Below are 20,744 nucleotides of genomic sequence, written 5' to 3' on the forward strand. Positions count from 1 at the left end.
GTGCGATTTGACGAACATGGGTTGCTAGCTCAACTGGTTCGAAGGCAAAACCGCCGCGGCCGGCACGGACTGCAGATACCGCGACAGGGCATCCACCTGCCTGGTGACCGACATCGAGGCGAGACTGAAGCGCGGCGCGAAAGCACCGGTGCGAAACACGTACTGCTCGCGGCGCCGGATGAGTTTCCATTTCGCCGTCCGTGTCAGGAATTCGTGCATCAGCAGCGGCTGTCTTTCTCCCGATATCAGCTGATAGAGGAAATAGAACAGGTTCAGCGTGCCGGCCTGGTAGCTCGGCCTCGTCTCGACCGGAAGCGCGGCTATCCTTTCTTCCAGCGCGAGGATCCATTCGGCGGCACGGCGAATCGTCTCCATCGACAGGACCTCACCGATGGCGCGGAGGTCTTGCGTCTCTTGTACGAGCCCTTCGCGCTCTAGGTTCTCGGCGACGATCTTCAAATGCGTCCTGCGCATTTCGCGCTTGTGCCTGTTGGTCACGCTGTCGTCATGGATACGATAGGCGATGAGGCTTTCGGGGATCATTGCTGCCGGGTAGCGATCGGTCAGCCGCCTGAACAGGTCGAAATCCTCGGCGTGCTTGTAGCTCTCGTCATAATGTAGAACGCCGTCTTCGATCACCTTCCGGTTATAAACGACCGTTGAATGCATGAAGATCGTGAAGAACATCGACAATATGCGCAGGCTATTGTCCTGGAATATCGGATCGGGCGACCCCCTGACGATGCGGTTGCCGAGCAACGTGTCGAAGCTTGCACCGCATAGAGCGAGGTCAGGCTGCTGGTCGAACAGTGCTACCTGTCGCGACAGGCGCTGGGGATAGGCGATGTCGTCGGCATCCATCCTGGCGACCAGATCGCCCCGGGCAACGGCTAGGCCTTCATTGAGCGTTGCGATCAGGCCGCGGTTTTCGCGTGAGACGATCGAGACGCGGCTGTCGGCCTGGCGATATTTCCGCAGGATCTGCAGCGAGTTGTCGGTCGAGCCGTCATCGATGGCGATGACCTCAACATGCTTGTAATCCTGGCGCAGGATGCTGCCCAGCGCAGCTGCCAGATAAGGTCCCGCATTGTAGATCGGCAGCAGAACGGAGACTAAGGGAGCAGCCATGATCAGCCCCGATCGGTTCGTTGCAGCTTGCGTGGCAACGGTGAAGTGCCACCATCAAGCGGCCTGCCCAGATATGCTCCCGCCGCGAGCCATCCGGTATTGGTCGTGTCGATCCCTGCCGGGATGGTGGCGCGGCGTTTTCGAGCAACATAGGGGAAGTGGCGTTTGAGGCTGTTGAGTGGCTTCTCGAAAAGCAGCCACGAAACCGAAGCCAGCATGAGCGTTGCCGTTCCCGCCACCAGAAACCGCCCCGGCCCTTGCTCCGAGACGTTGAGCGGGATCCACGGCTGCGATTTGACGACCAGCGCCAGCACTATGGGATGGTAGAGATAGACGCCGTAGCTGATGCGGCCAAAACCGAGCAGCGGCGGCAGTTCGAGAAGTTTTCCGGCGCGCCCGCCAATGCCCGTTGAACAGCTTGCAACGATGACCACCAGCGGCGCGACAGGCAGGATCTGCAACAGCAGCCAGAGGCCCCATTCCTGCACCGGATTTGCAGGCGTCGGCGCAAACCACTGCAGAACGAAAAACGCCGCAGCGAGCCCCGGCCAGCCAACTCGAAGCCATTGCGGCAAGCCAGCAGCTCTTGACCGGTAGGCGGCGAGCAGCGCGCCTGACGCCAGTGCATCCATCGACGCCGGCGGCAGCAGGTCGCGCGCCAGGCTGGGCGTTCCCGCGATCGGCCAATAAAAGCGATAGGCCAGCGACAGCGCGATAACGCCGATGCAGATCGATTCCAGGCGCCAGCGCGGCGCCAGCAGGACGATCAGCGGCCAAGCGATATAGAACTGCTCCTCGATGCTCAGGCTCCAGAAATGGCAGAGCAGCCAGGGCGTCCACTCATTCTGCGATGCGTACCAGAAATTCGACAGATAGAGCGCATGCCAGGCCAGCGACCCCCTGGACTGCTCCAGGTCCACCAGCCAGACGAAACCCAACACCGCAAAATAGGGCGGGAATATCCGCAGCGCCCGCCTGATATAGAAGGATCTCAGCGCCGGTCCGGTTTCGAATTCGGCGGCCGCTCTGGCTTCCAGCAGCAGTCGCGTGATCAGAAAGCCGCTCAGCACGAAGAACAGACGCACGCCAATATGGCCCCAGAACGAGGCCCCGCCGGCCGCGAAGAAGTGGGCGTACAGCACCATCGTCACGGCGATGGCCCTCAGCGCGTCCAATTGGGTGTCGCGCGCATTTCCCATTAGCGGCGTACGCCGGCGGGACGGCGAAACTGCCAATCGGTCAACATGGCGGCGTCGTTCACGGCGCATTTCCAATCGGAAGCGCCCCCCTCACCCAGAATAGGGCCACCATTGTGCAACGCAACACAAAAAGTTGACACATTTGAAACAGGAACGTGAGGCGCGACTAATAAAGCACAAAAAACAGCGGGAACCAGCCCGAATTGTCCATTTTTGACGATTTTCACACGCTGCCTTGGCCGACCAATTTCGGCGGCAGGGGTGCTGCGATGCAGCATGCTCGCCGCCGCCGCGAAGCTCGTCCGCTCGATCGCCGCCGGCAGCACCGGCGTCATCCTCGTCACGCATGATCTCTCCACGGTGCGGGCGCTGGCCGACAGGATCGTGGTCCTCAGCCTCGGACGCGTGGCCTATGATGGATCCGCCAGGCACCTGAGCGCCGACCAGCTGTGGGGTCTCATGGCGAGCGGCACCCTCGCATCCGCCGGGCAATAGGAGGGCGTGTTGAAGGAGGGGGCTGCTTCGCGGCACCCACTCACGCGCAAGCTTCCCGCCTCCGGGTTACGCCTCCTTGCTGGCATTCGCGACCACCACTGCGCGACGCTCCGGCAGCCCCATTCCGACGAGCGCACCTGCGAGTGAGAGCAGAGCGGAGACGTCGATTGCCGAGGTGAAGCCATCACTGAACGCGTCGGTGGACGCGAAGCTTCCGGTCCCGGCGAACACCGCACCGGCGATCGCGATCCCAGATACGCCACCGAGGAAGCGGAATGTGTTGAACGTGCCGGCAGCCTTGCCGACCTCCGGCCGGGCGACCGCATTGAGGACCGCATTCTGCGCGGCAGGCATGGCCATCGATACGCCTGCGCCGGTAATGATCAGCGGCGCGACGAGCTGGATGTAGGGCAGATCAGGTGCTGCGATCTGCGCCAGCCAGGCCATTCCAGCCGCTTGCAGGATCAATCCGGCCACCACAAGCCACCGCTCGCCGACGCGGTTGATCAGGCTGCCGGCGATCGGTGCGACCACAAAAAGCGTTGCGGTCCAGGGCAGCAATCCCCTGCCGGCGCCGAGCGGCCCCCGGCTCTGGGAAAACTGCAGAAACTGCGGCAACAGGAATACGAGGCCGTACATGGCGGCGCAGAGCAGGAAGTTCGCCCCTACGCCCGAGGAGAATGCGCGCGCCCGGAAAAACCGCAAAGGCAGCATGGGCTCACGGGTACGCAACTGCCAAAGGACGAAGGCGATGGCGAGAACCAGCCCGGCCGTCAGCGCCGACAGCACTTCAGAGTTGCTCCAGCCCACGATGTTGCCGCGCATCAGACCCCAGACAACTCCAAATGCCGCCGCAGTTACCAGCACGACGCCGAGGACATCGATAGCCGTGCCCGGCCCGTGACTCTCCGGAATCCGACGCAGCACCAGCGGGATGAGGACGATGCCGACCGGGACATTGAGCCAGAAGATCCAGTGCCAGGAGAGGCCTTCGGAGATCGCACCGCCCGCCATCGGGCCGATAATCAGGGCCAGGCCGGTGATGCTGCTGAAGATACCCAGCGCCTTGCCTCGTTCCTCCGGAGGAAAAGCGACGCTCAGCAGCGCCATGGCCAGCGGCATGACCATTGCGGCGCCCGCGCCCTGAACCGCGCGAGCCGCAATCAGCAATCCGGCATTTCCAGCGAGCGCGCAGGCAACCGACGCTGCGACGAACAGCGCCAATCCGGCAATGAAGATACGGCGTCGGCCGAACCTGTCACCGAGCGCCGCCCCGGTCATAAGCAGGACGGCAAAACTCAAATTGTAGGCGTTCATCGTCCATTGCAGCGTCTCCAGCGAGGCATCGAGTTCGACCCGCATCGTACTCAATGCGGTCGCCACGACCATCGCATCGAGAACGACCATCAAGGAGCCTATCGACGTGAGGGCGAGAACCCAGACCTTCGTTGATGCCGCACTTTGCTTGCTCATGACCTGTGGCGCCTCCTGCTTGAACAGAGGGCCCACAAGGTTCGCAGGCCCACGGTGCAGAGACGCGGAGGCACCACCAAAGGATTCCAGCTAAAGAAAGTTTTTCCGACCGAATCCTTTTGCCATCGTCGAGCGTCTATAGGACGCTGCGCCCGATGGCGGGCGCCTCTGCCTGGGAGATACGCATGAAATCGACGCTTGTGCGATGACCGGATCCGCAATCGGCACGCCAGAAGGACGGGAGCCATTTGACCGGCTGCTCGGCGAATTGCGCCCGAAACTGCACCGTTATTGCGCCCGCATGACCGGTTCGGTGATCGATGCCGAGGATGTCGTTCAGGAAGCTACGGTCAAGGCGCTCGAGGCGTTCCCCGGGACCGGGCCGATAGCCAATGTCGAGGGCTGGCTATTCCGCATCGCGCACAATGCCGCGCTCGACCACCTGCGCCGTCGCGCCAGGGCGGATGCCACGCATGCCGTCGAGGATATCGACATGATACCTGACCCCGGCATGTCGGCCGAGGGCCGACACACTGCAGCCGCAAGCCTGCAGACCTTCATGCGGCTGCCCGCGGCGCAGCGTAGCAGCGTCATCCTCATGGATGTGCTCGGCTATACGATCGAAGAAATCGGCAACATTATCGACAGCAGCGTTCCGGCGGTGAAAGCCGCGCTTCATCGCGGCCGTCTGCGCCTGCGCGAGGTCGCCGGCGAGCCTGACGATCGGCCTGTGCCGGTGTTGGCAGAGCCCGAGCGGGCGCGTCTGGCAGCCTACGTAGATCGGTTCAACGCCCGCGACTTCGATGCGATCCGCGACATGCTGGCCGAAGACGTGCGGCTTGACCTCGTCAACCGGCTCCGGGCGAGCGGCCGCGCGAAAGTGGGCCGATACTTCCACAATTACGCGGGTATCCACGATTGGCAACTGCTTCCAGGCCTGGTCGATCGGCACCCAGCCATTCTGGTGATCGATCCGGATGACCCGGCCGGAGGGGCAAAATACTTTATCCTGCTGGAGTGGGCGGGCGACAGATTGGCGAGAATTCGCGATTTCCGCTATGCGCGCTACACGCTTGATGGCGCCGAAGTAGTGCCTCTGCGGGCATAGCAATTCGTGTTTCATAATGCCGAACAACCACTGCCAGCATCGCGGCCGCTTGCCGTCCAAGCGGCCGCCCTTTCGTCGATCCTGCTTTAAGCCGGTTGCAACTCCCTGCGCGGCAGCGGCGGGAAGGCGATCGCAATCGCCATCGCGCCAAGCCCGACAAGGGCCGAGCCGATGAACAGCCAGGAATAGCTGGCATAGGCATCGAACACCATGCCGCCGGCGAGCGGGCCGAAAGCCATGCCGAGGCTGGACAGCATGGTTACGGCACCGAATACCGTGCCGAGGATGCGCTGGCCGAAATATTCGCGCGCCAGCACCGCATAGAGCGGCATGACGCCGCCATAGGTCGCGCCGAAGATGACGGCCAGCGTGTAGAATTGACCAAGCTCGCTGACCGCAAGATAGGCTGCGATGACCACGGCCTGTATAGCCAGCCCGGTGATCAGCACCGGCTTGACGCCCAGCCGATCGGCAAGCACGCCGTAAAGCAGCCGGCCACCCAGCCCTGCCAGGCCCTCGATGCTGTAGATGCTGACCGCTGCCATCGGCGCGATGCCGCACAGCATCGCATAGCTCACCATGTGGAAGATCGGCCCGGAATGGGCCGCGCAGCAGGCAAAGAAGGTCAGTCCCAACACGATGAATTGCGGCGAGCGCAGCGCCTGCGGAACCGTCATGCCGGCACCCTCGGCGGCAACGCTTGGGGCAGCGCCTTCGGCCGCGGGCTTGGGCGGCTGGCGCACCAGAAACGCGGCCGGCAGAAGCAGCACCCACGCGGTTATGCCGATGTCGAACATCGCGGTGCGCCAGTCGTAGGCCGAAATCAGCCAGCGCGCGAAGGGCGAGATGGTCATTGGCGCCACGCCCATGCCGGCCGAGACCAGCGAGACGGCGAGGCTGCGGTTCGTGTCGAACCAGGCGGAGGTCAGCGCGATCATCGGCGCGAAGAAGGCGCTTGCCGCGAGGCCGACGAGCACGCCGTAGGCCAACTGGAAAACGAGCAGCGAACCGGTGCGGCTGGCCAGCACCAGCGCCAGGCCGAGCAGCACGGCGCCGGTCATGACGACGATGCGGGCGCCGAAGCGGTCGTAAATGGCGCCCCAGGCGAAGCCGCCGAGGCCCATTACCAGGAAGTTCAGCGTCATCGCGCTCGATATGCCGGCGCGCGACCATTGTGTGTCGAGCGCCATCGGTTCGAGGAAGATCGCCAGCGAGAACATCGCCCCGAGAGCGACACAGGTCATCAGCGCGCCAGCCGCGACGATAACCCAACGATAGGGAAGGCTCATTTCAATTTTCTCCCATGCCGGAAGCGTTGATACGGCACGACCTTTTCGAGCTTCGCCGAGCCGCTTGCGTCCGAAGGACGTTGGAGATGTTTTGAATCCGACAATCCGGTTGCATTTTTTATCCAGTCAGAAAATTGCGCCGCTCAACTGCTCCAATGCATTGACCGTGCATCGTCCCGAGCTAGATTTCCAGCCTGGCCATCAGGAGCTATCGGGTATGGAACTTCATCGCGGCCGTCTCATCGACCACCTCCACCTGGTGGTCAGGGATCTCAAGGCCAGCCGCCGCTTCTACGAGGCTGTTCTCAACGTGCTCGACATACCGATCGGTGGCGCCGGCGATGATTATTTCTGGGCCGACGAACTGTTCATTTCCAGCCCCGACAGCCCGGCGGCCCTGGGAAAGCTGACCGGGCGCCATCACCTTGCCTTCCAGGCAAAGGACCGTGCGATGGTCGAAGCCTTCTACAAGGCCGGGCTTGAGGCCGGCGGCACCGACAATGGTGCGCCGGGCGAGCGATCCTACCATCCCGGCTATTACGCCGCCTTCCTGCTCGATCCCGACGGCAACAATATCGAGGCCGTCCACCACGGCCCGGCCAAACGCAGCGCCGATTCAGTGAAGATCACCTTCTAGCTTCCGGTAAAGGTGGTTCGCACCGGCCGGCACGGTTGGTCTCTGCCAAACCTGGGTGCTTGCGTCAGACCGCGTCTGCCCTATCGCGTCAGCGCCGCCATTTGGCCCACCAGAAAGTCTACGAACAGCCGCGCCCGGACCGGTAGCTGCCGCCCGTAGGCATGGACGATGTGCACCGGCATGGTCGGCATCGCCACCTCGGGCAGGATGCGGACCAAGCGGCCCGCGTCGAGATCGCCCTGCACCGCAAACCGCATCAGATGCGCTATTCCCGCACTGGCAAGTGCTGCATTGCGGATGGCGCCGCCATCATCGGTATCGAGCCGCCCATCCGGGACGATCATCGTACTGTCGGCAAAGGTGACCGGATAGGGCCGGCCGGCCATCTGGTAGCGGATGAAGTCATGGTTCGCCAGATCCTCGACCGATGCCGGACGGCCGCGCCGCTCGACATACGCCGGCGAGGCCACCAGCACGATCGGCAGATTGGCGATCTTGCGGGCAACCAGCCCAGTGTCCGACAGCGCCCCCATGCGCACGGCAACGTCATAGCCTTCGCGGATCAGATCGGCGTGACGGTCGGTGACGCTGAGCTCGACCTTCACTTCGCCATGCTGCGCAAGGAACGCCTGCGCCCATGTCGCGATGAGGCCGCGCCCGAGCTCGACCGGCGCTGTAACGCGCAGCAGGCCGCGCGCCGTATCGGCCACCTGAACGATGTCTTCGGCATCGTCCAGGGCCCTGAGCAGCGGCGCCACCCGCTCGTAGTAGGCGAGGCCTTCGCTGGTGAGCCCGAGCCGACGCGTCGAGCGCTGGATCAGCCTGACCCCGAGCCGCCGCTCGAGCCGTGCCACGCTTTTCGACACCGCCGATGGGCTCGAGCCGACCAGCCGGCTGGCGGCATGGAATGAGCCGGCATCGACGGTTCGGACGAAGGCGACGAGACCGGCGGTCTTTTCGAGGATGGTGGTCATTCCGGAATTCCAGGCACGAAAGAATGGATCACGATGATCCTAATACGCTTTTTGATCATCATTAAATACCGCTCATCGTCGACAAAGGAGAGATTGATGAGCAAGCTGAACGGCAAGGTCGCCATCGTCACCGGCGCGTCCAAGGGTATCGGCGCCGCCATTGCCAAGGGCCTTGCCACGGCCGGTGCCGCGGTGGTCGTCAACTACGCCTCGTCACGGGAAGGCGCCGACCGTGTCGTCGCGGAGATCGAGGACCGTGGCGGCCGCGCCGTCGCCGTCCAGGGCGACGTATCGCAATCGGCCGACGTGCGCCGCCTGTTCGAGGCGGCGAAGTCGGAGTTCGGCGGGCTCGACATATTGGTCAACAATGCCGGTGTCTTCGCATTCGAGCCGCTGGAAGCGGTGACGGAGGCCGAGTTCCACCGTGAGTTCGACACCAATGTGCTAGGCATCATTCTGACCACGCAAGCAGCAGTGAGCCATTTTGGCCCGAGCGGCGGCAGCATCATCAACATAAGCTCGGTCGCCAGCCGCAATCCGCAGCCGAACTCGCTCGTCTATGCCGCCACCAAGGGCGCGGTGGACACGATAACGCTGTCGATGTCGCGGGAACTCGGCGCCCGCAATATCCGCGTCAACGCCATTGCGCCCGGCGGCGTCGACACCGAAGGCCTCGAGCGTATCGGCATCGTCGGCAGCGACTTCGAAAAACAGATCGTCGCCATGACCCCGCTCGGCCGTTTCGGTCGGCCCGACGACGTCGCTCGCGTCGCGGTGTTCCTCGCCTCTGACGAGGCGTCCTGGCTGACCGGCGAACGCATTACCGCCTCGGGGGGCTGGCGGTAGGCATCGAGCGCGGACCACGCCGTTTCATGGACCATGCCCCACGCCGCGCGACATCGAGGAACACCGCAATCGGTGACGACAGTAATCCAAGCCCTATGTTTCGGCGAGGCGGAGCGCCGTGCACTATCGATGACCGCGAGATGCCAGGGAGGTAACGTATGACGGGCGACGAAAAAGCAATCCGAAAGCTGGTCGGGACGTGGATGGATGCGAGCAAGCGTGGGGACATCGCGACCGTCCTCAGCTTGATGACGGACGACGCGATCTTCATGGTTCCCGGCCGGGAACCCTTCGATAAGGAGATCTTCGCGGCAGCCGCGCGGGAGACGGCCGGCGTTCATATCGACGGCACCAGCGATATCGTGGAATTACAGCTTCTCGGCAATTGGGCCTTCATCCGCAGCCGCATCGACATGACGGCGACCCCGCCGAATGGCGAGCCGGTCCATCGATCGGGATATGCACTGACGCTCCTGCGTAAGGAGCCAGACGGTGAGTGGCGGCTCGCGCGCGACGCGAACCTGCTGACTGCGCAAGGCTAGCGCCGGTCTCCGGCATCGTGCACCGGAAGGCGGGCAAAGGGAGAGCGGCCAAGGGGGACCGATAAGATGGCGAGGATGCGATGCAAGCGGCCCTGAACAGTGTTCCTCCTCTACCTGATCACACGGGCAAGAGGGCGTTCGGCTTGACATCGGCGATGGAAGCGAAAGTGTGCGTTTCGCGCACACCCGGCAGCGGCAGGATGATCCGCTGCAGGAAATCCTGGAACACCGCCATATCGGCGATCCGTGCCTTGACCAGATAGTCGAAGCCGCCAATCACCATATGGCACTCCAGAACCTCCGGGGCTTTCGCCACGGCTTCGGCAAAACGGTCAAAGACATGCGGCGCCGTGTGGTCAAGCCGGACCTCGATGAACACCAGCGTTCCCCGGCCGACCTTGCGCGGATCGAGTACGGCTCTGACCGCGGTGATGAACCCGTCGCGGAACAGGCGCTTCACCCGCTGGCTGGTTCCGGTCGGCGACAGCCCGATACGCCCGGCCAGATCAAGCGTCGTCCGGCGCCCGTCCTCCTGCAGCAGCCGGAGCAAGCTGCGGTCTATCTGGTCGAGGTCGTCCATTTCACAATCCACTCTATCTCAGGGATTTATGTGTTGATTTCACGCAGAGATGCCAAAATCAACGTATTTCATTACATGAAACCTCGCAATAGCTTGCACTTCCCTCACCCACGCGAAGCAAACGTGGTGAGCCGATTTCGACGAACAAAGGGAGTGCGGGATGACCAAGGAAGCGTTCAGTCCAGCCGGCAAGAGTGCGGCGGAAATCAGCAAGGGAGCGACCGAGATCCTGGTGCTGAGCGAAGCCGACGTGATGGCGTGCATCGACCTCAGCCAGCTTCTCGATGGTCTGGAAGACGGCTTCAAGGCGCTGTCACAAGGTAAGGTCGTCAATCCACCCCGGCCACAGCTCGACATCCCCGCAGCCGGCTACAGCCTCGCCATGCCGGCCTGGATGGAAGGCATGAACCTGACCGTCAAGATCGTCAATGTCTTCGAAGGCAACTTGGCCAAGAACCTGCCCAGCCACCTCGCCACCATCAGCCTGTTCGATCCGCTGTCCGGCCTGCCGGTCTGCATCATGGACGGCACCTTCATAACCGCGGTGCGAACCTCCGGCTCCGCCGTGCTGTCGGTGCGCGCGCTTGCCCGCCGGGATGCCAGGATAGCGATAGTGGTCGGCGCCGGCGTGCAGGCCAACCAGCATCTGCATTTGTTGCCGCTGGTGCGGGACTTTACCGAAATCCGCGTCGCTTCGAAGAGCTTCGACGATGCGGCAGCGCTTGCCCGGCTGCACCCGTCGGTGGTGGCGGTCGCCGACCTCGAGGCGGCAGTGCGCAGTTCCGACGTGGTGTGCCTGGCGACCCACTCCTATCAGCCGGTGATCGACGCAGGCTGGGTCCAGCCGGGCACGCATGTCTCGTCGGTCGGGGTGGCGCCGCCCCGCGGTGAAATGCCGATCGAGCTCATCGCCAAATCCAGTCTTTTTGTCGAAACCAAGGATGCATTCAAACCGACCCCGGTCGGTTCCTGCGAGCTTGCCGGCTTCGACCCGGATTTCGGCACCGAGCTTGGCGCCATGCTGCTCGACCGCGCGCCGGGCCGCGTTTCGGATCAGCAGATCACCACCTACAAGGCGATGGGCATTGCGATGGAAGACATGGTCGCCGCCAACCTCGCCTATCGCTGCGCCCGGCGTCTGCGCAAGGGAAAGCTCGTCGTGCTGTAGGCGCGTGCCGCCTCACGCAGGCTCGCGCTTCAATGCCTGTGCCATGCAGTGGATGCCGCCGCCGGTCTTCGAGATTTCGCTCATGTCGATGGCCGCCACCTCGAAGCCGCGCGCTTTGAGCTGGCCGATCAGCGTCTGGCTCGCAGTCGGCGCGATCACCCTGTCCTTGCCCAGCGACATGAAGTTGCAGCCGAGCGCCATCGTGTCCTGGAACGGCACGTCGATGATCTCGTGGCCCTTGCCCTTCAGCCAGTCGACGATGCCGGGCTCCGTACAGGCAAGGCAGACGGCGGTCAGTTTCTCAGCGATCGGCACCACCATCAGGTCGATATGGACGTAATATTCGTCGATGAAGGCGATGCGTGTCTCCCAGCCCTCCTTGTCGAACCAGGCCTGCACCTGACGGGCGCCCTCCTCCTGCGTGCGGGCGCCGCCGCAGCCGATCAGCACCACGCCATCCTCGATGACATTGAAGTCGCCGCCTTCGAAGGTGCCGGCGGTGACCATGTCGTAGATCGGGATGCCGAGCTTCTCATAGGTGCGGATCGCTGCGTAGTTCTCGCCGCGCCGCCACCACTGGGCCATCGCGGTGATAATGGCGCCGTACGGCGTCATGACGCTCGAATCGCGCGAATAGACCTGCATCGGCAGCTCCGGCGTCGGCTCGTGCCAGTGGATGTTGACGCCGAAATGCTCATAGGCGGCGACCAGGTCCTTGTGCTGTGCCTGCGCGATCTGGAGGTTGCAAGGCGCCTCGCGCAGATGTTTTCGCGACAGCGAGCTGGTCGAGAGATGGCGCAGGAAATTCGGCGAGCCGAGCAGCACGTCGGTCAGCACGTCGGTCTCGTTGGCGAAACCCCAGGCGGTCAACGGCTTGGTGCCGCCCGCCGGGTTGCGGCGCTGCAGCGAAAACGGCTCGGCGACGATGCGGTCATGGACGGTCATGGGTCTCTCCTCGTGATGGGGGCGGCTGGTTGATCATGCGGCTTGGTTGCTTGGTATCCACCAATCCCGTCCGCGCGGGGTGGTGATGTATTCCGGCCAGCGAAATCCGATCGGCGGATCGTAGTCGCAGAGTGGGGCGATCCAGTTCGAGCCGCCGATGCCACCGCCGGTTCGGGCGACGAATTCGTCCATCGCCGCGTCGCGCGCAGCCTCGTCTTCCAACAAGCGAAGTGCCGCGAGCGCAATGGTCTTTGCGGCGCAGATGACCATCGGGTCGATGGTGGCAGAAATGCCGCCCAGCGCATTCATCGCCCAGCCCGGATAGGCGTGACCATTCTCCGAGCGCAGGGCCGGGCGGGCGACATAGAACCGCGCCGTCGGCGCATGCCACGACATATCCGTATAGTCGTCGGAAGTCGAATTGAGCTGCGATGGCGGCAGGTCGCGACGCAGCAGCGCCTCTGCATCCTGCGGCGCAATCAGCCGCTCCAGCTCGGCGATGAACGGTTCGTCGCTCGCCTCGCCGCCGGCATTGACCTGGATCTCGCGGGCGATCGCCTTGGCCGTCTCGCCCCAGCGCGGCGGCCCGACCGCCGCCAGCGCGTTGAAGGCAATGCCGGCCATGACGTGATTGGCCAGCCCCGGCCGCGACTTCGACACCCAGTGCCGCTCATGGCGGCAGCCGCTCATCCTGGCTGCGGCTTCAGCATTGCGGTCGAGCATGGCGGTGACCTGCTCGGCCATAGCAAGCGTCGGCGCGCGGATCATGTACTGGATCTCGGCCAGCCCGGCCGGCAGATTGTCGGCGGTCGCCTGGCCCGCCGTCAGGATCGCCTCGCTGATCGACCAGCCGCCCTGATGCGGCAGCATGGAATCGCGCAGCGCCTTGGACGCCATGTACATCATCATGAGCGCGTCGTTGGCGCCGGGCGCCCTGACCGCCGAATGCGCCTGCGGGATGGGTGCTGCGGTGCCTGCCGCCCTCGCCCAATGTTCCGGCTCGTCACAGATGAAGCGGTGGATCATCGCATAGGCCGCACCGCAATGCGTGTCCCAGCGCGCCGTGTTGCAGAGCGGCAGCATGTAAAAAGGATGGAAGGAGATCATGCCCGCCAGCCCATCGTAATAGCCCTTCGCGGCATGGATCGGCTTTGACCCGCGCACCTTCTCCGCCGGCTCGCCGGTGAAGCGCAGCGTGCCTGATATGCCGTGGCGCTGCATCGCAGCCTTGGTCGCCAGCAGCCCGCCGAGGCTGGCAATGCCGAGGCCGGAATGTGGATCGGTGTGGCCGCCCGCCTGTTCGCCGAGGCCCGAACGCGGTCGCTTCACCGTCGCCGCATCCTGGCAATTGCCCGGCACCGCGTCGTATTCGGCATACATGCCGATCGTCGGGCCGGTCCCGTTGATCCAATGGGCGCAGAAGGCCGTTGGCATGCCGCCGGAGCCTTCCTCGACCGAAAAGCCTTCGTGCTTCAACTGCTCTACATACCAGGCGGCCGACTGGTATTCGCGCCAGGCGGTCTCGCCGAAGTCGAAGATGGTCCGCGTCCACGCCGACAGGGAAGGCTGGATGTCGTCCAGACAGGCAAGCGCGGTCGCTTGTGCCGAGGTCATCGGTTTCTCCATGGCGGAAAGAAAGCAGTGAAGCGCCCCGCCAAAAAGTGATATGTTTTACCGGCTCATGCAAATTCGGTTCACCTCTTGAGAATTCCCTCGACGCAGGCGCTGCGCGCCCTCGACAGTTTTGCCCGCCACGGCAGCGTCTGGCGCGCCGCCGACGAACTGCATCTGACCCGCAGTGCGGTGAGCCATCAATTGCGCCTGCTCGAACGCGATCTCGGCTTCGATCTGCTCGAACGCATCGGCAAGGGCGTGGCGCTCACGCCGCGCGGCCAGCGCTATGCCAGCGACGTGCGCAAGGCGCTGACGGTGTTGGGTGACGCGGTGACGCGCCATGCCGGCACCGGCGTCGGCGGTTCGTTCAGCGTCAGTTGCACCCCCGGCTTCGCCTCGCTTTTCCTGTGCACTCACATTGGCGAATTCCGGCAGATGTATCCCGATGTCGCGCTCCGCATCCTGACGCCGCGCCGCCTCGATGACGTCAGCAATGCCGAGGCCGACGCCTTCATCGCCTTTGGCGTCGGCAACTGGCCGAACCGCGCGGTCGAGCTGTTGTGCGAAATCTCGTTCACGCCGCTGTGCAGCCCGACGCTGCTCAACAAGATCGGCGGCTTCTCCAAGCCGGCAGACGTGCTGCGCGCCAATCTCCTGCATCTCGGTGACACCGAGGACTGGGCGCGTTGGCTGGCGCTGTCCAAGGTCGAGAACCCCGACCCGGAAGGCGGCATCTTCTTTTCCGACATGAACCTGGTCTTTTCGGCGGCGATCGCCGGCCAGGGCATCGCCATGGGCGACGAACTGACCAGCGGCCGGGCACTGAGCGAAGGCCGGCTGGTGCGCCCCTTCGACATAGCGATCAATTCCCCGCGCTCATATTTTCTGGTCTCGGAACATGCCAAGGCGGCGCATCCGGTGCTGGAGGCGTTTGGGCGGTGGCTGAGGTCGAAGCTGTCGGAGAACCAGCGTTAATCTCCCCCCTTGAGGGGGAGATGGCCGCGAAGCGGCCAGAGGGGGTCGCTTGGCTGGGCTCGGCCCGGTCTGATTTTCGAAGTAAGAGTCGGCCCGGTCTGACTTTCGAAGAAAGAGGAAGTTGGCGCTTCACGCGAGACGGACCCCCTCTGTCGCCTTCGGCGACATCTCCTCGAGGGGAGATTGGCGCATAGATGAATCAAATTTGCCGATCAGGCGAAAACTATTCGGTTGCGGTAAGCCGCCGCCCTGCCTACGATTTCGCCTACGCTAAGGAAAGGGCAGGATGCAGCAACCCGGCCGGGCCGCAGAGATCAAGGCAATCGGGATCGGCAAGAGCTTCGGCTCGTTCCGTGCGCTGGACGATCTGACGCTCGATATCGGCCGTGGCGAGTTCCTTACCTTGCTCGGCCCCTCCGGTTCCGGCAAGACCACCTTCCTGATGATCCTTGCCGGCTTCATTCAGCCGACCGACGGTCGCCTTTACAGCGACGGCGTCGATATCACCGAGCGGCCGGCCGAGCAGCGCGCCGCCGGCATGGTTTTCCAAGGCTACGCACTGTTCCCGCATATGAGCGTCGAGGCCAATATCGCCTTCCCGCTCAAGGTGCGAAAGAAATCGGCGGCCGAGATCAAGCGCCGCGTCGGCGAAATGATCGAGCGCGTCGGGCTCAAGGGCCACGAAAAGAAACTGCCGTCGCAATTGTCCGGCGGGCAGCAGCAGCGGGTGGCGCTGGCGCGCGCACTGGTCTTCGAGCCGGGCGTGCTTTTGCTTGACGAGCCGTTTTCGGCACTCGACAAGGGCCTGCGCGGCCAGATGCAGGCCGAGATGAAGCGGCTGCACCAGGAGACCGGCACCACCTTCGTCTTCGTTACCCATGACCAGAGCGAGGCGTTGGCGTTGTCGTCTCGGGTCGCCATTTTCAACCATGGCAAATTGCTGCAGGTCGGCGCGCCCGACGAGGTCTACGACCGGCCCGACAACCGCTTCGTCGCCGAGTTCCTGGGTGAGATCAACATGCTGCCGCTGAAGGGCGTGCGCCCGGCCGACAATGGCTCGACCGGCCTTTGCGAAGACCGCGCGATCAGCATGCGCTGCAAGGCCGAGAAGGTCCGTGGCGACGCCATCCTGGCGATCCGGCCCGAATACATGTCGATCGCACGCGAGGCAGCAGCGGGCGAGAACGGTATTGCCGCGACTGCCGTCGCCTCGACCTATCTCGGCGCTGCGACGCGGCTCGATCTGACGACGCGCCAAGGCGCCAAGGTGACGGTCTCGGTGCCGAACGAGGTTGCCGCTTCCGCGCTCAGCAAGGGCAATTCCGTGTGGCTGACTTGGCCGGCGGAGAAAGGCTTTCTCCTTCCGGACGGAGGACAATGACGATCGGCGTGGCGAATTCGCCAAGCTGACTTTCAGGAAATACCAACAACAAAAAAGGGGAACTGACATGACAAATCAAACCAAGAAAAATTCCATCGAGGCGCTGTCCGCCAGGGCAGTGCGCGGGGAGATCTCGCGCCGGCAGTTCACGCAGCTGGCAGGGCTGGTGCTGGCCGGCACGCCGATGCTGCTGCGCTCGACCGGCGCCTTTGCCGCGGCGAAGGAACTGGTGCTGGTCAACTGGGGCGGCGACGCCATCACCGCCTATGACGCGGCTTATGGCCAGGCCTTCACCAAGGAGACCGGCATCACCGTCAAGATGGACGGCTCCGGCCCGACCGAAGGCGCGATCGCGGCGCAGTTCAAGAGCGGCGCGCCGACCTGGGACCTGGTCGACGTCGATCCGTTCTCGGCCATCACGCTCGGCGCGCAAGGCATGCTCGAGCCGATCGATTATTCGATCGTCGACAAGAAGAAGATGCGGCCGGGATTCGGCTGGGAATACGCGGCCTCGACCTATTTCTTCTCCTATGTCATCGCCTACGATGCCGAGAAATACGGCAGTCAGGCACCGACCGGCATGGCCGACTTCTTCGACGTGGCAAAATTCCCCGGCAAGCGCTCGCTCTACAAATGGGGCGTGTCGAGCTGGGAAGCGGCACTGCTTGCCGACGGCATCGCTCCGGCCTCGCTCTATCCGCTCGACCTCAAGCGCGCGCATGACAAGATCGCGGCCTTCAAGGAGAACGTCGTTGCCTATTGGGGTGGCGGCGCCGAAAGCCAGAGCGTGCTGCTCAATGGCGAGGCCTCGATGGCGATCGTCTGGTCGACCCGGGCTTCGCTCATCGAGCAGGATTCCGGCGGCAAGATCAAGTTCATCTGGGACCAGGGCCTGATCTCGCCCGGCGCGCTCGCCGTGCTCAAGGGCAATCCCGGCGGCAAGGACGCGGCGATGAAGTTCATCGCCAGCACCCAGGACCCGGAGAAGGAACTCATCATGTTCGACAAGCTCGGCCAAGGTCCGGCCAATCCGGCCGCCGACGCGCTGATCCCCGCTGACAAGAAGCGCATCAACCCCGTCGATCCCGAGAACATGAAGAAGCAGATCCCGCTCGACATGGATTGGTACGCCAAGAACTACGGTGCGGCACTCGACGAATACACGAAGATCATCTCCGCCTGACAAGCCGGGATGATCGGGGGCGAGATGAGAGCACACCTCTCCGACAGGATAGGCGCGGCGCTGTTGATGGCGCCGCTGCTCCTCTTCCTTGTGCTGGCTTACGCCTGGCCATTCCTCGGCGTGGTAAAATGGAGTTTTACGCTGCCCACGCCGGGGCTGGGGCAGTACAATGCGCTGCTCACGGATCAGTTGGTGCAGTCGGTCTTCATCCGCACGCTGCGTATCGCCGCGATCGTGACGATCGTTTCGGTTGCCGCCGCCTACGCCATTACCGTTGTCTGGGTGCGCGGCACGCCGGTGCAGCGCGTCGTGGCCGAGTTCTGCATCCTGGTGCCGTTCTGGATCTCAGTGCTGACGCGCGCCTTCGGCTGGGTGGCGCTTTTGTCCAATCGCGGCCTGATCAACACCTGGCTGCAGGCGGTCGGCTTCATCTCGGAGCCGCTGGCTCTGGTGCGCAATGAGTTCGGCGTTATCGTCGGCATGACGCATTTCCTCATCCCCTTCGCGGTGTTTCCACTGGCCTCTTCGATGCGAAGCCTCGACGACCGTGTGCTGCTGGCGGCGCGCGGCCTCGGCTCCAGCCGCATGCGCACCTTCTGGTCGGTGTTCGTGCCGATGACCCGCTCCGGCATCATCGGCTCGGCGCTGATCGTCTTCGTCTTTTCGCTCGGCTTCTTCGTCACGCCGGCGATTCTCGGCGGCGGCCGCAGCGTGATGATCGCCGAGCTGATCTATCTCCGCATCTTCCAGAGCCCGGACTGGGGCCTGGGCGCGGCGATCAGCGTGGTGCTGGTGCTGTTCGTCGGCGCGCTGATGGCGCTGCTTTTCCGCTATATCAGGCCGAAGCAATTGGTGTAGCGCGATGCCGACCTACCGCCCCGGTCCCGTCTCGCTGATCCTCGCCGCCCTGGTCGCGCTCTTCCTGCTGCTGCCGCTGCTCGCCGTCATCCCAGTGTCGCTGACGCCGAGCCGCATGCTGGCGATGCCGTCCGGCGAATTATCGCTGCGTCATTACCGGGCGCTGATCGAGGATCCGCGCTGGATCAATTCGATCCTGCTCTCGATCAGGATCGGCATAGTCAGCAGCGCCTTTTCCACGGTGCTGGCACTGTGCTTCAGCCTCGGCGTCTGGATGTTCCAGCCGCGCTTCACCGCCGCTCTCGTCGGCTTCGTGCTGCTGCCGATGGTGGTGCCGCCGGTGGTCTCGGCAATCACGCTCTATTTCCTGCTGACCTCGATCTCCGGCGTCAGCTCGTTCTTCGGCTACGACACCTGGCTGGGTGTCGCCATGGCGCATGCGGTGATGACGGTGCCCTTCGCCACGGTGCTGATCCTGGTGTCGCTCAGCCAGCTCGACCGCCGCATCGACCTCGCCGCCCGCGGCCTCGGCGCCACCGTGTGGGAGCGCGCCACCCGCATCATCATGCCCAACATCAAGTTCGGCATCGTCACCGCAGCACTGCTCTCCTTCGTGCTGTCCTGGGAAGAGATCGGCGTCACCCTGTTCATCACCTCGGTCAACGCCATCACGCTGCCGCGGCTAATGTGGATGGGCCTGCGCGACAACATCGACCCGGCGATCGCAGCGCTCTCGGTGATCCTGATCGTCATCACCGTGCTGGTGCTTGTGGCGCGCAGCGTCGTGGTCAGGCTGCGCGCGGCGTAGTAGACGCGCCTCACGCCGTGGTGACTGGCGCAAATGAAACCTTGCGCTACGATTTTCGTTATAGGTAGTTCAACACGTCGAAGGCTTCGCCATGAACCAAGGATGGTTTTCCAAGCCGGTTGCGGTTGCGGTCGGCATCGTGGGAGATATCCGCAACATTTCCAACGCACGTCAGGCTGTCGAGTTGCTGGAAGCCCACTGGCGTGACGCCGGCAGCGCCAAACACGGCTTGGCACTGCGCACATGCCGCCGCGCCATGAGCGACGATCGCTGGACCGAAGCCGCCAGGGACGCGTTCATCGAGGCCGCGCGGGAGGCGCACGTCCTGGTCGAGCGAGCCGTCGAACCGCAGGACCGGTCCAGGCAGGCGGGACCGTGATCGCCGCTAGCCCATCGCCTGGCGGATTCTCTTGGACAGGCGGCTCAAAAATGCCGGTCTGGACGACGCGTCAAGCTTCCACGTCAGCACCGCCGTCGCCATTTTCCGCGGCAACACCCCGACCGACAGGAACCAGGCGGCAAGGATCGCGCGCCGCCGCAGGGATGCGGTCATTTCGAGGCTGGCGACGGCGCCGGCCGCCCCGAGCGCCAGCCGGGAATCGTCGGCCACGGGGTGTCGGTCTCGGTCCGCGCAAAGCGATGCCAGCCGCTCTTCCAGATGGACCGGATCGTGGCGGACGGCATCCGACGGCACGATGGTCAGGCCGATCCCGGAGGCCTGGTCGGACAGCGCCTGCATGCGGCGGAAATCGTGGGTTACCCGCCAGCGTGCCCGCTCGGCGAGCTTTTCACCGAACACCGAATGGTTGGCGCCGTGGATCCGATAGGCGCCGAGGCATTCGTCGATGGACTGGACGTGCCCATACATCGGCGCCAGCGTTGCCAGATAGCCGTCGGCGCCCTGGCGGAACTCCGGCTCCGGTATCGGCATGATCGATTCGAGTGTTGCGCGGTCAAAGGCGAGCCCGCTGGTCACGGTGGTCTGATAGCGGCCCTTGTGCAGGAGTTTCGGCATGACGTCGCCGCTGTCGAAAGCCAGTTCGGGCGGCGGAAAGACATCCTTGATGCGTTGCCCCTCGTCGACGATGTGCAGTCTGGACTGGACCTGAGCGGTTGCCTCGTCCCAGGTGTCGACGATGGTGGAGACGGCGGTCGGATAGAGATAATCGTCGGCATCGAGGAACAGGACGATCTTGCCCGAGCTCGCAGCGAAGCCGGTGTTGAATGCCGCCGCGTGTCCACCATTTTGCGCTCGCGGGCATGCGAGGATCTCGTCGTGATACGATTCCATGATCGTCGTGGAATTGTCCTGCGATGCATCGTCGACGACGATGACCTCGACATCCGCGTAGTCCTGCTCGAGAGCGCTGTCGATGCTGCGTTTGAGGAACCGCGCATAGTTGTAATTCGGGATGATGATGGATACCGGAATTCTCGGGACAGGCTGCATCGCGTTTGACCTCGCATCTTGCTTTGGTTCGGCAAAGGCCCGCTCATGGGCCTGCCCCCTCTTCAAGCGCCCTCTTGGCGCGCAACGAGTT

Annotated in this window: 22 protein-coding genes; 12 read left to right on the top strand and 10 right to left on the bottom strand. The window is 63.8% G+C overall.

Translation table 11 applies throughout. From position 1 onward, the window contains the following. Positions 1-24: 24 nt before the first annotated feature. From NKJ72_RS02125 to NKJ72_RS02135, 3 genes are read right to left on the bottom strand one after another with little or no spacing between them, the layout of a single operon-like run. Positions 25-1,128 (bottom strand): glycosyltransferase family 2 protein, encoded by a 1,104-nt coding sequence (locus NKJ72_RS02125; RefSeq protein WP_254819424.1) that lies wholly within the window; start codon positions 1,126-1,128, stop codon positions 25-27. Between the two features lie 2 nt (positions 1,129-1,130). Next, positions 1,131-2,327, bottom strand: coding sequence for an acyltransferase family protein (locus NKJ72_RS02130; RefSeq protein ID WP_352475625.1), 1,197 nt, complete (start codon positions 2,325-2,327; stop codon positions 1,131-1,133). Beyond that, positions 2,327-2,605 (bottom strand): hypothetical protein, encoded by a 279-nt coding sequence (locus NKJ72_RS02135; protein WP_352475626.1) that lies wholly within the window; start codon positions 2,603-2,605, stop codon positions 2,327-2,329. The genes NKJ72_RS02130 and NKJ72_RS02135 overlap by 1 nt, the downstream gene beginning before the upstream one ends. Here NKJ72_RS02135 and NKJ72_RS02140 point away from each other — a divergent pair. Then, positions 2,604-2,822, top strand: coding sequence for an ATP-binding cassette domain-containing protein (locus NKJ72_RS02140; RefSeq protein ID WP_352475627.1), 219 nt, complete (start codon positions 2,604-2,606; stop codon positions 2,820-2,822). The two genes, NKJ72_RS02135 and NKJ72_RS02140, sit on opposite strands and share 2 nt — an antisense overlap. A 66-nt stretch (positions 2,823-2,888) precedes the next feature. Here NKJ72_RS02140 and NKJ72_RS02145 read toward each other — a convergent pair whose 3' ends face one another. After that, positions 2,889-4,295 (bottom strand): DHA2 family efflux MFS transporter permease subunit, encoded by a 1,407-nt coding sequence (locus NKJ72_RS02145; RefSeq protein WP_352475628.1) that lies wholly within the window; start codon positions 4,293-4,295, stop codon positions 2,889-2,891. A gap of 205 nt (positions 4,296-4,500) precedes the next feature. On the opposite strand from NKJ72_RS02145, the gene NKJ72_RS02150 reads away from it, so the two are divergent. Beyond that, the gene (locus NKJ72_RS02150; protein WP_352475629.1) at positions 4,501-5,403 is read left to right on the top strand and encodes a sigma-70 family RNA polymerase sigma factor; all 903 of its coding nucleotides are present in this window, start codon (positions 4,501-4,503) and stop codon (positions 5,401-5,403) included. An 86-nt stretch (positions 5,404-5,489) separates the two neighbouring features. On the opposite strand, the gene NKJ72_RS02155 is transcribed toward NKJ72_RS02150, so the two are convergent. Beyond that, positions 5,490-6,692: an MFS transporter gene (locus tag NKJ72_RS02155; protein ID WP_254819429.1), complete on the bottom strand. Its 1,203-nt coding sequence runs from the start codon at positions 6,690-6,692 to the stop codon at positions 5,490-5,492. 217 nt (positions 6,693-6,909) lie between these two features. Between NKJ72_RS02155 and NKJ72_RS02160 the strand changes: the two genes are divergently transcribed. Continuing rightward, positions 6,910-7,329, top strand: a complete 420-nt coding sequence (locus NKJ72_RS02160) for a VOC family protein (RefSeq protein ID WP_254819430.1) — start codon at positions 6,910-6,912, stop codon at positions 7,327-7,329. Positions 7,330-7,409: 80 nt separating this feature from the next. On the opposite strand, the gene NKJ72_RS02165 is transcribed toward NKJ72_RS02160, so the two are convergent. After that, positions 7,410-8,303: a LysR family transcriptional regulator gene (locus NKJ72_RS02165; RefSeq protein WP_352475630.1), complete on the bottom strand. Its 894-nt coding sequence runs from the start codon at positions 8,301-8,303 to the stop codon at positions 7,410-7,412. Positions 8,304-8,399: 96 nt separating this feature from the next. Here NKJ72_RS02165 and NKJ72_RS02170 point away from each other — a divergent pair, with 96 nt between their 5' ends. After that, positions 8,400-9,149 (top strand): SDR family NAD(P)-dependent oxidoreductase, encoded by a 750-nt coding sequence (locus NKJ72_RS02170; RefSeq protein WP_352475631.1) that lies wholly within the window; start codon positions 8,400-8,402, stop codon positions 9,147-9,149. A gap of 158 nt (positions 9,150-9,307) precedes the next feature. Further along, a complete protein-coding gene (locus tag NKJ72_RS02175; protein ID WP_352475632.1) occupies positions 9,308-9,691 on the top strand; it encodes a YybH family protein in 384 nt (127 codons plus the stop codon). Positions 9,692-9,809: 118 nt separating this feature from the next. Here the strand turns inward: NKJ72_RS02175 and NKJ72_RS02180 are convergent, their stop codons facing one another. After that, positions 9,810-10,271: an Lrp/AsnC family transcriptional regulator gene (locus NKJ72_RS02180; RefSeq protein ID WP_352475633.1), complete on the bottom strand. Its 462-nt coding sequence runs from the start codon at positions 10,269-10,271 to the stop codon at positions 9,810-9,812. A 160-nt stretch (positions 10,272-10,431) separates the two neighbouring features. Between NKJ72_RS02180 and NKJ72_RS02185 the strand changes: the two genes are divergently transcribed. After that, positions 10,432-11,439, top strand: coding sequence for an ornithine cyclodeaminase family protein (locus tag NKJ72_RS02185; RefSeq protein ID WP_352475634.1), 1,008 nt, complete (start codon positions 10,432-10,434; stop codon positions 11,437-11,439). Between the two features lie 12 nt (positions 11,440-11,451). Here the strand turns inward: NKJ72_RS02185 and NKJ72_RS02190 are convergent, their stop codons facing one another. Both NKJ72_RS02190 and NKJ72_RS02195 read right to left on the bottom strand, forming a co-directional pair. Beyond that, on the bottom strand, positions 11,452-12,384 hold the full coding sequence (locus NKJ72_RS02190) for a dimethylarginine dimethylaminohydrolase family protein (protein WP_352475635.1): 933 nt from the start codon (positions 12,382-12,384) through the stop codon (positions 11,452-11,454). 33 nt (positions 12,385-12,417) lie between these two features. Continuing rightward, positions 12,418-14,010, bottom strand: coding sequence for a zinc-binding metallopeptidase family protein (locus tag NKJ72_RS02195; RefSeq protein WP_502895559.1), 1,593 nt, complete (start codon positions 14,008-14,010; stop codon positions 12,418-12,420). Between the two features lie 75 nt (positions 14,011-14,085). On the opposite strand from NKJ72_RS02195, the gene NKJ72_RS02200 reads away from it, so the two are divergent. The 6 genes from NKJ72_RS02200 to NKJ72_RS02225 all read left to right on the top strand — a co-directional run bounded on the left by NKJ72_RS02200 (position 14,086) and on the right by NKJ72_RS02225 (position 19,582). Then, positions 14,086-14,973, top strand: a complete 888-nt coding sequence (locus tag NKJ72_RS02200; RefSeq protein ID WP_254819437.1) for a LysR substrate-binding domain-containing protein — start codon at positions 14,086-14,088, stop codon at positions 14,971-14,973. 286 nt (positions 14,974-15,259) lie between these two features. Next, entirely contained in the window at positions 15,260-16,354 is a 1,095-nt protein-coding gene (locus NKJ72_RS02205) for an ABC transporter ATP-binding protein (RefSeq protein ID WP_254819438.1), read from the top strand. A 67-nt stretch (positions 16,355-16,421) separates the two neighbouring features. Then, positions 16,422-17,537 (top strand): ABC transporter substrate-binding protein, encoded by a 1,116-nt coding sequence (locus tag NKJ72_RS02210; protein WP_352475638.1) that lies wholly within the window; start codon positions 16,422-16,424, stop codon positions 17,535-17,537. Positions 17,538-17,561: 24 nt separating this feature from the next. Continuing rightward, positions 17,562-18,395 (top strand): ABC transporter permease, encoded by an 834-nt coding sequence (locus NKJ72_RS02215; protein ID WP_254819440.1) that lies wholly within the window; start codon positions 17,562-17,564, stop codon positions 18,393-18,395. A gap of 4 nt (positions 18,396-18,399) precedes the next feature. Beyond that, the gene (locus NKJ72_RS02220) at positions 18,400-19,203 is read left to right on the top strand and encodes an ABC transporter permease (RefSeq protein ID WP_352475639.1); all 804 of its coding nucleotides are present in this window, start codon (positions 18,400-18,402) and stop codon (positions 19,201-19,203) included. Between the two features lie 91 nt (positions 19,204-19,294). Beyond that, positions 19,295-19,582, top strand: a complete 288-nt coding sequence (locus tag NKJ72_RS02225) for a DUF982 domain-containing protein (RefSeq protein ID WP_352475640.1) — start codon at positions 19,295-19,297, stop codon at positions 19,580-19,582. Positions 19,583-19,588: 6 nt separating this feature from the next. On the opposite strand, the gene NKJ72_RS02230 is transcribed toward NKJ72_RS02225, so the two are convergent. Then, a complete protein-coding gene (locus tag NKJ72_RS02230; RefSeq protein ID WP_352475641.1) occupies positions 19,589-20,653 on the bottom strand; it encodes a glycosyltransferase family 2 protein in 1,065 nt (354 codons plus the stop codon). Positions 20,654-20,744: the final 91 nt, after the last annotated feature.

It is taken from the genome of Mesorhizobium sp. M0045 (assembly GCF_040323385.1).
GTDB lineage: Bacteria > Pseudomonadota > Alphaproteobacteria > Rhizobiales > Rhizobiaceae > Mesorhizobium.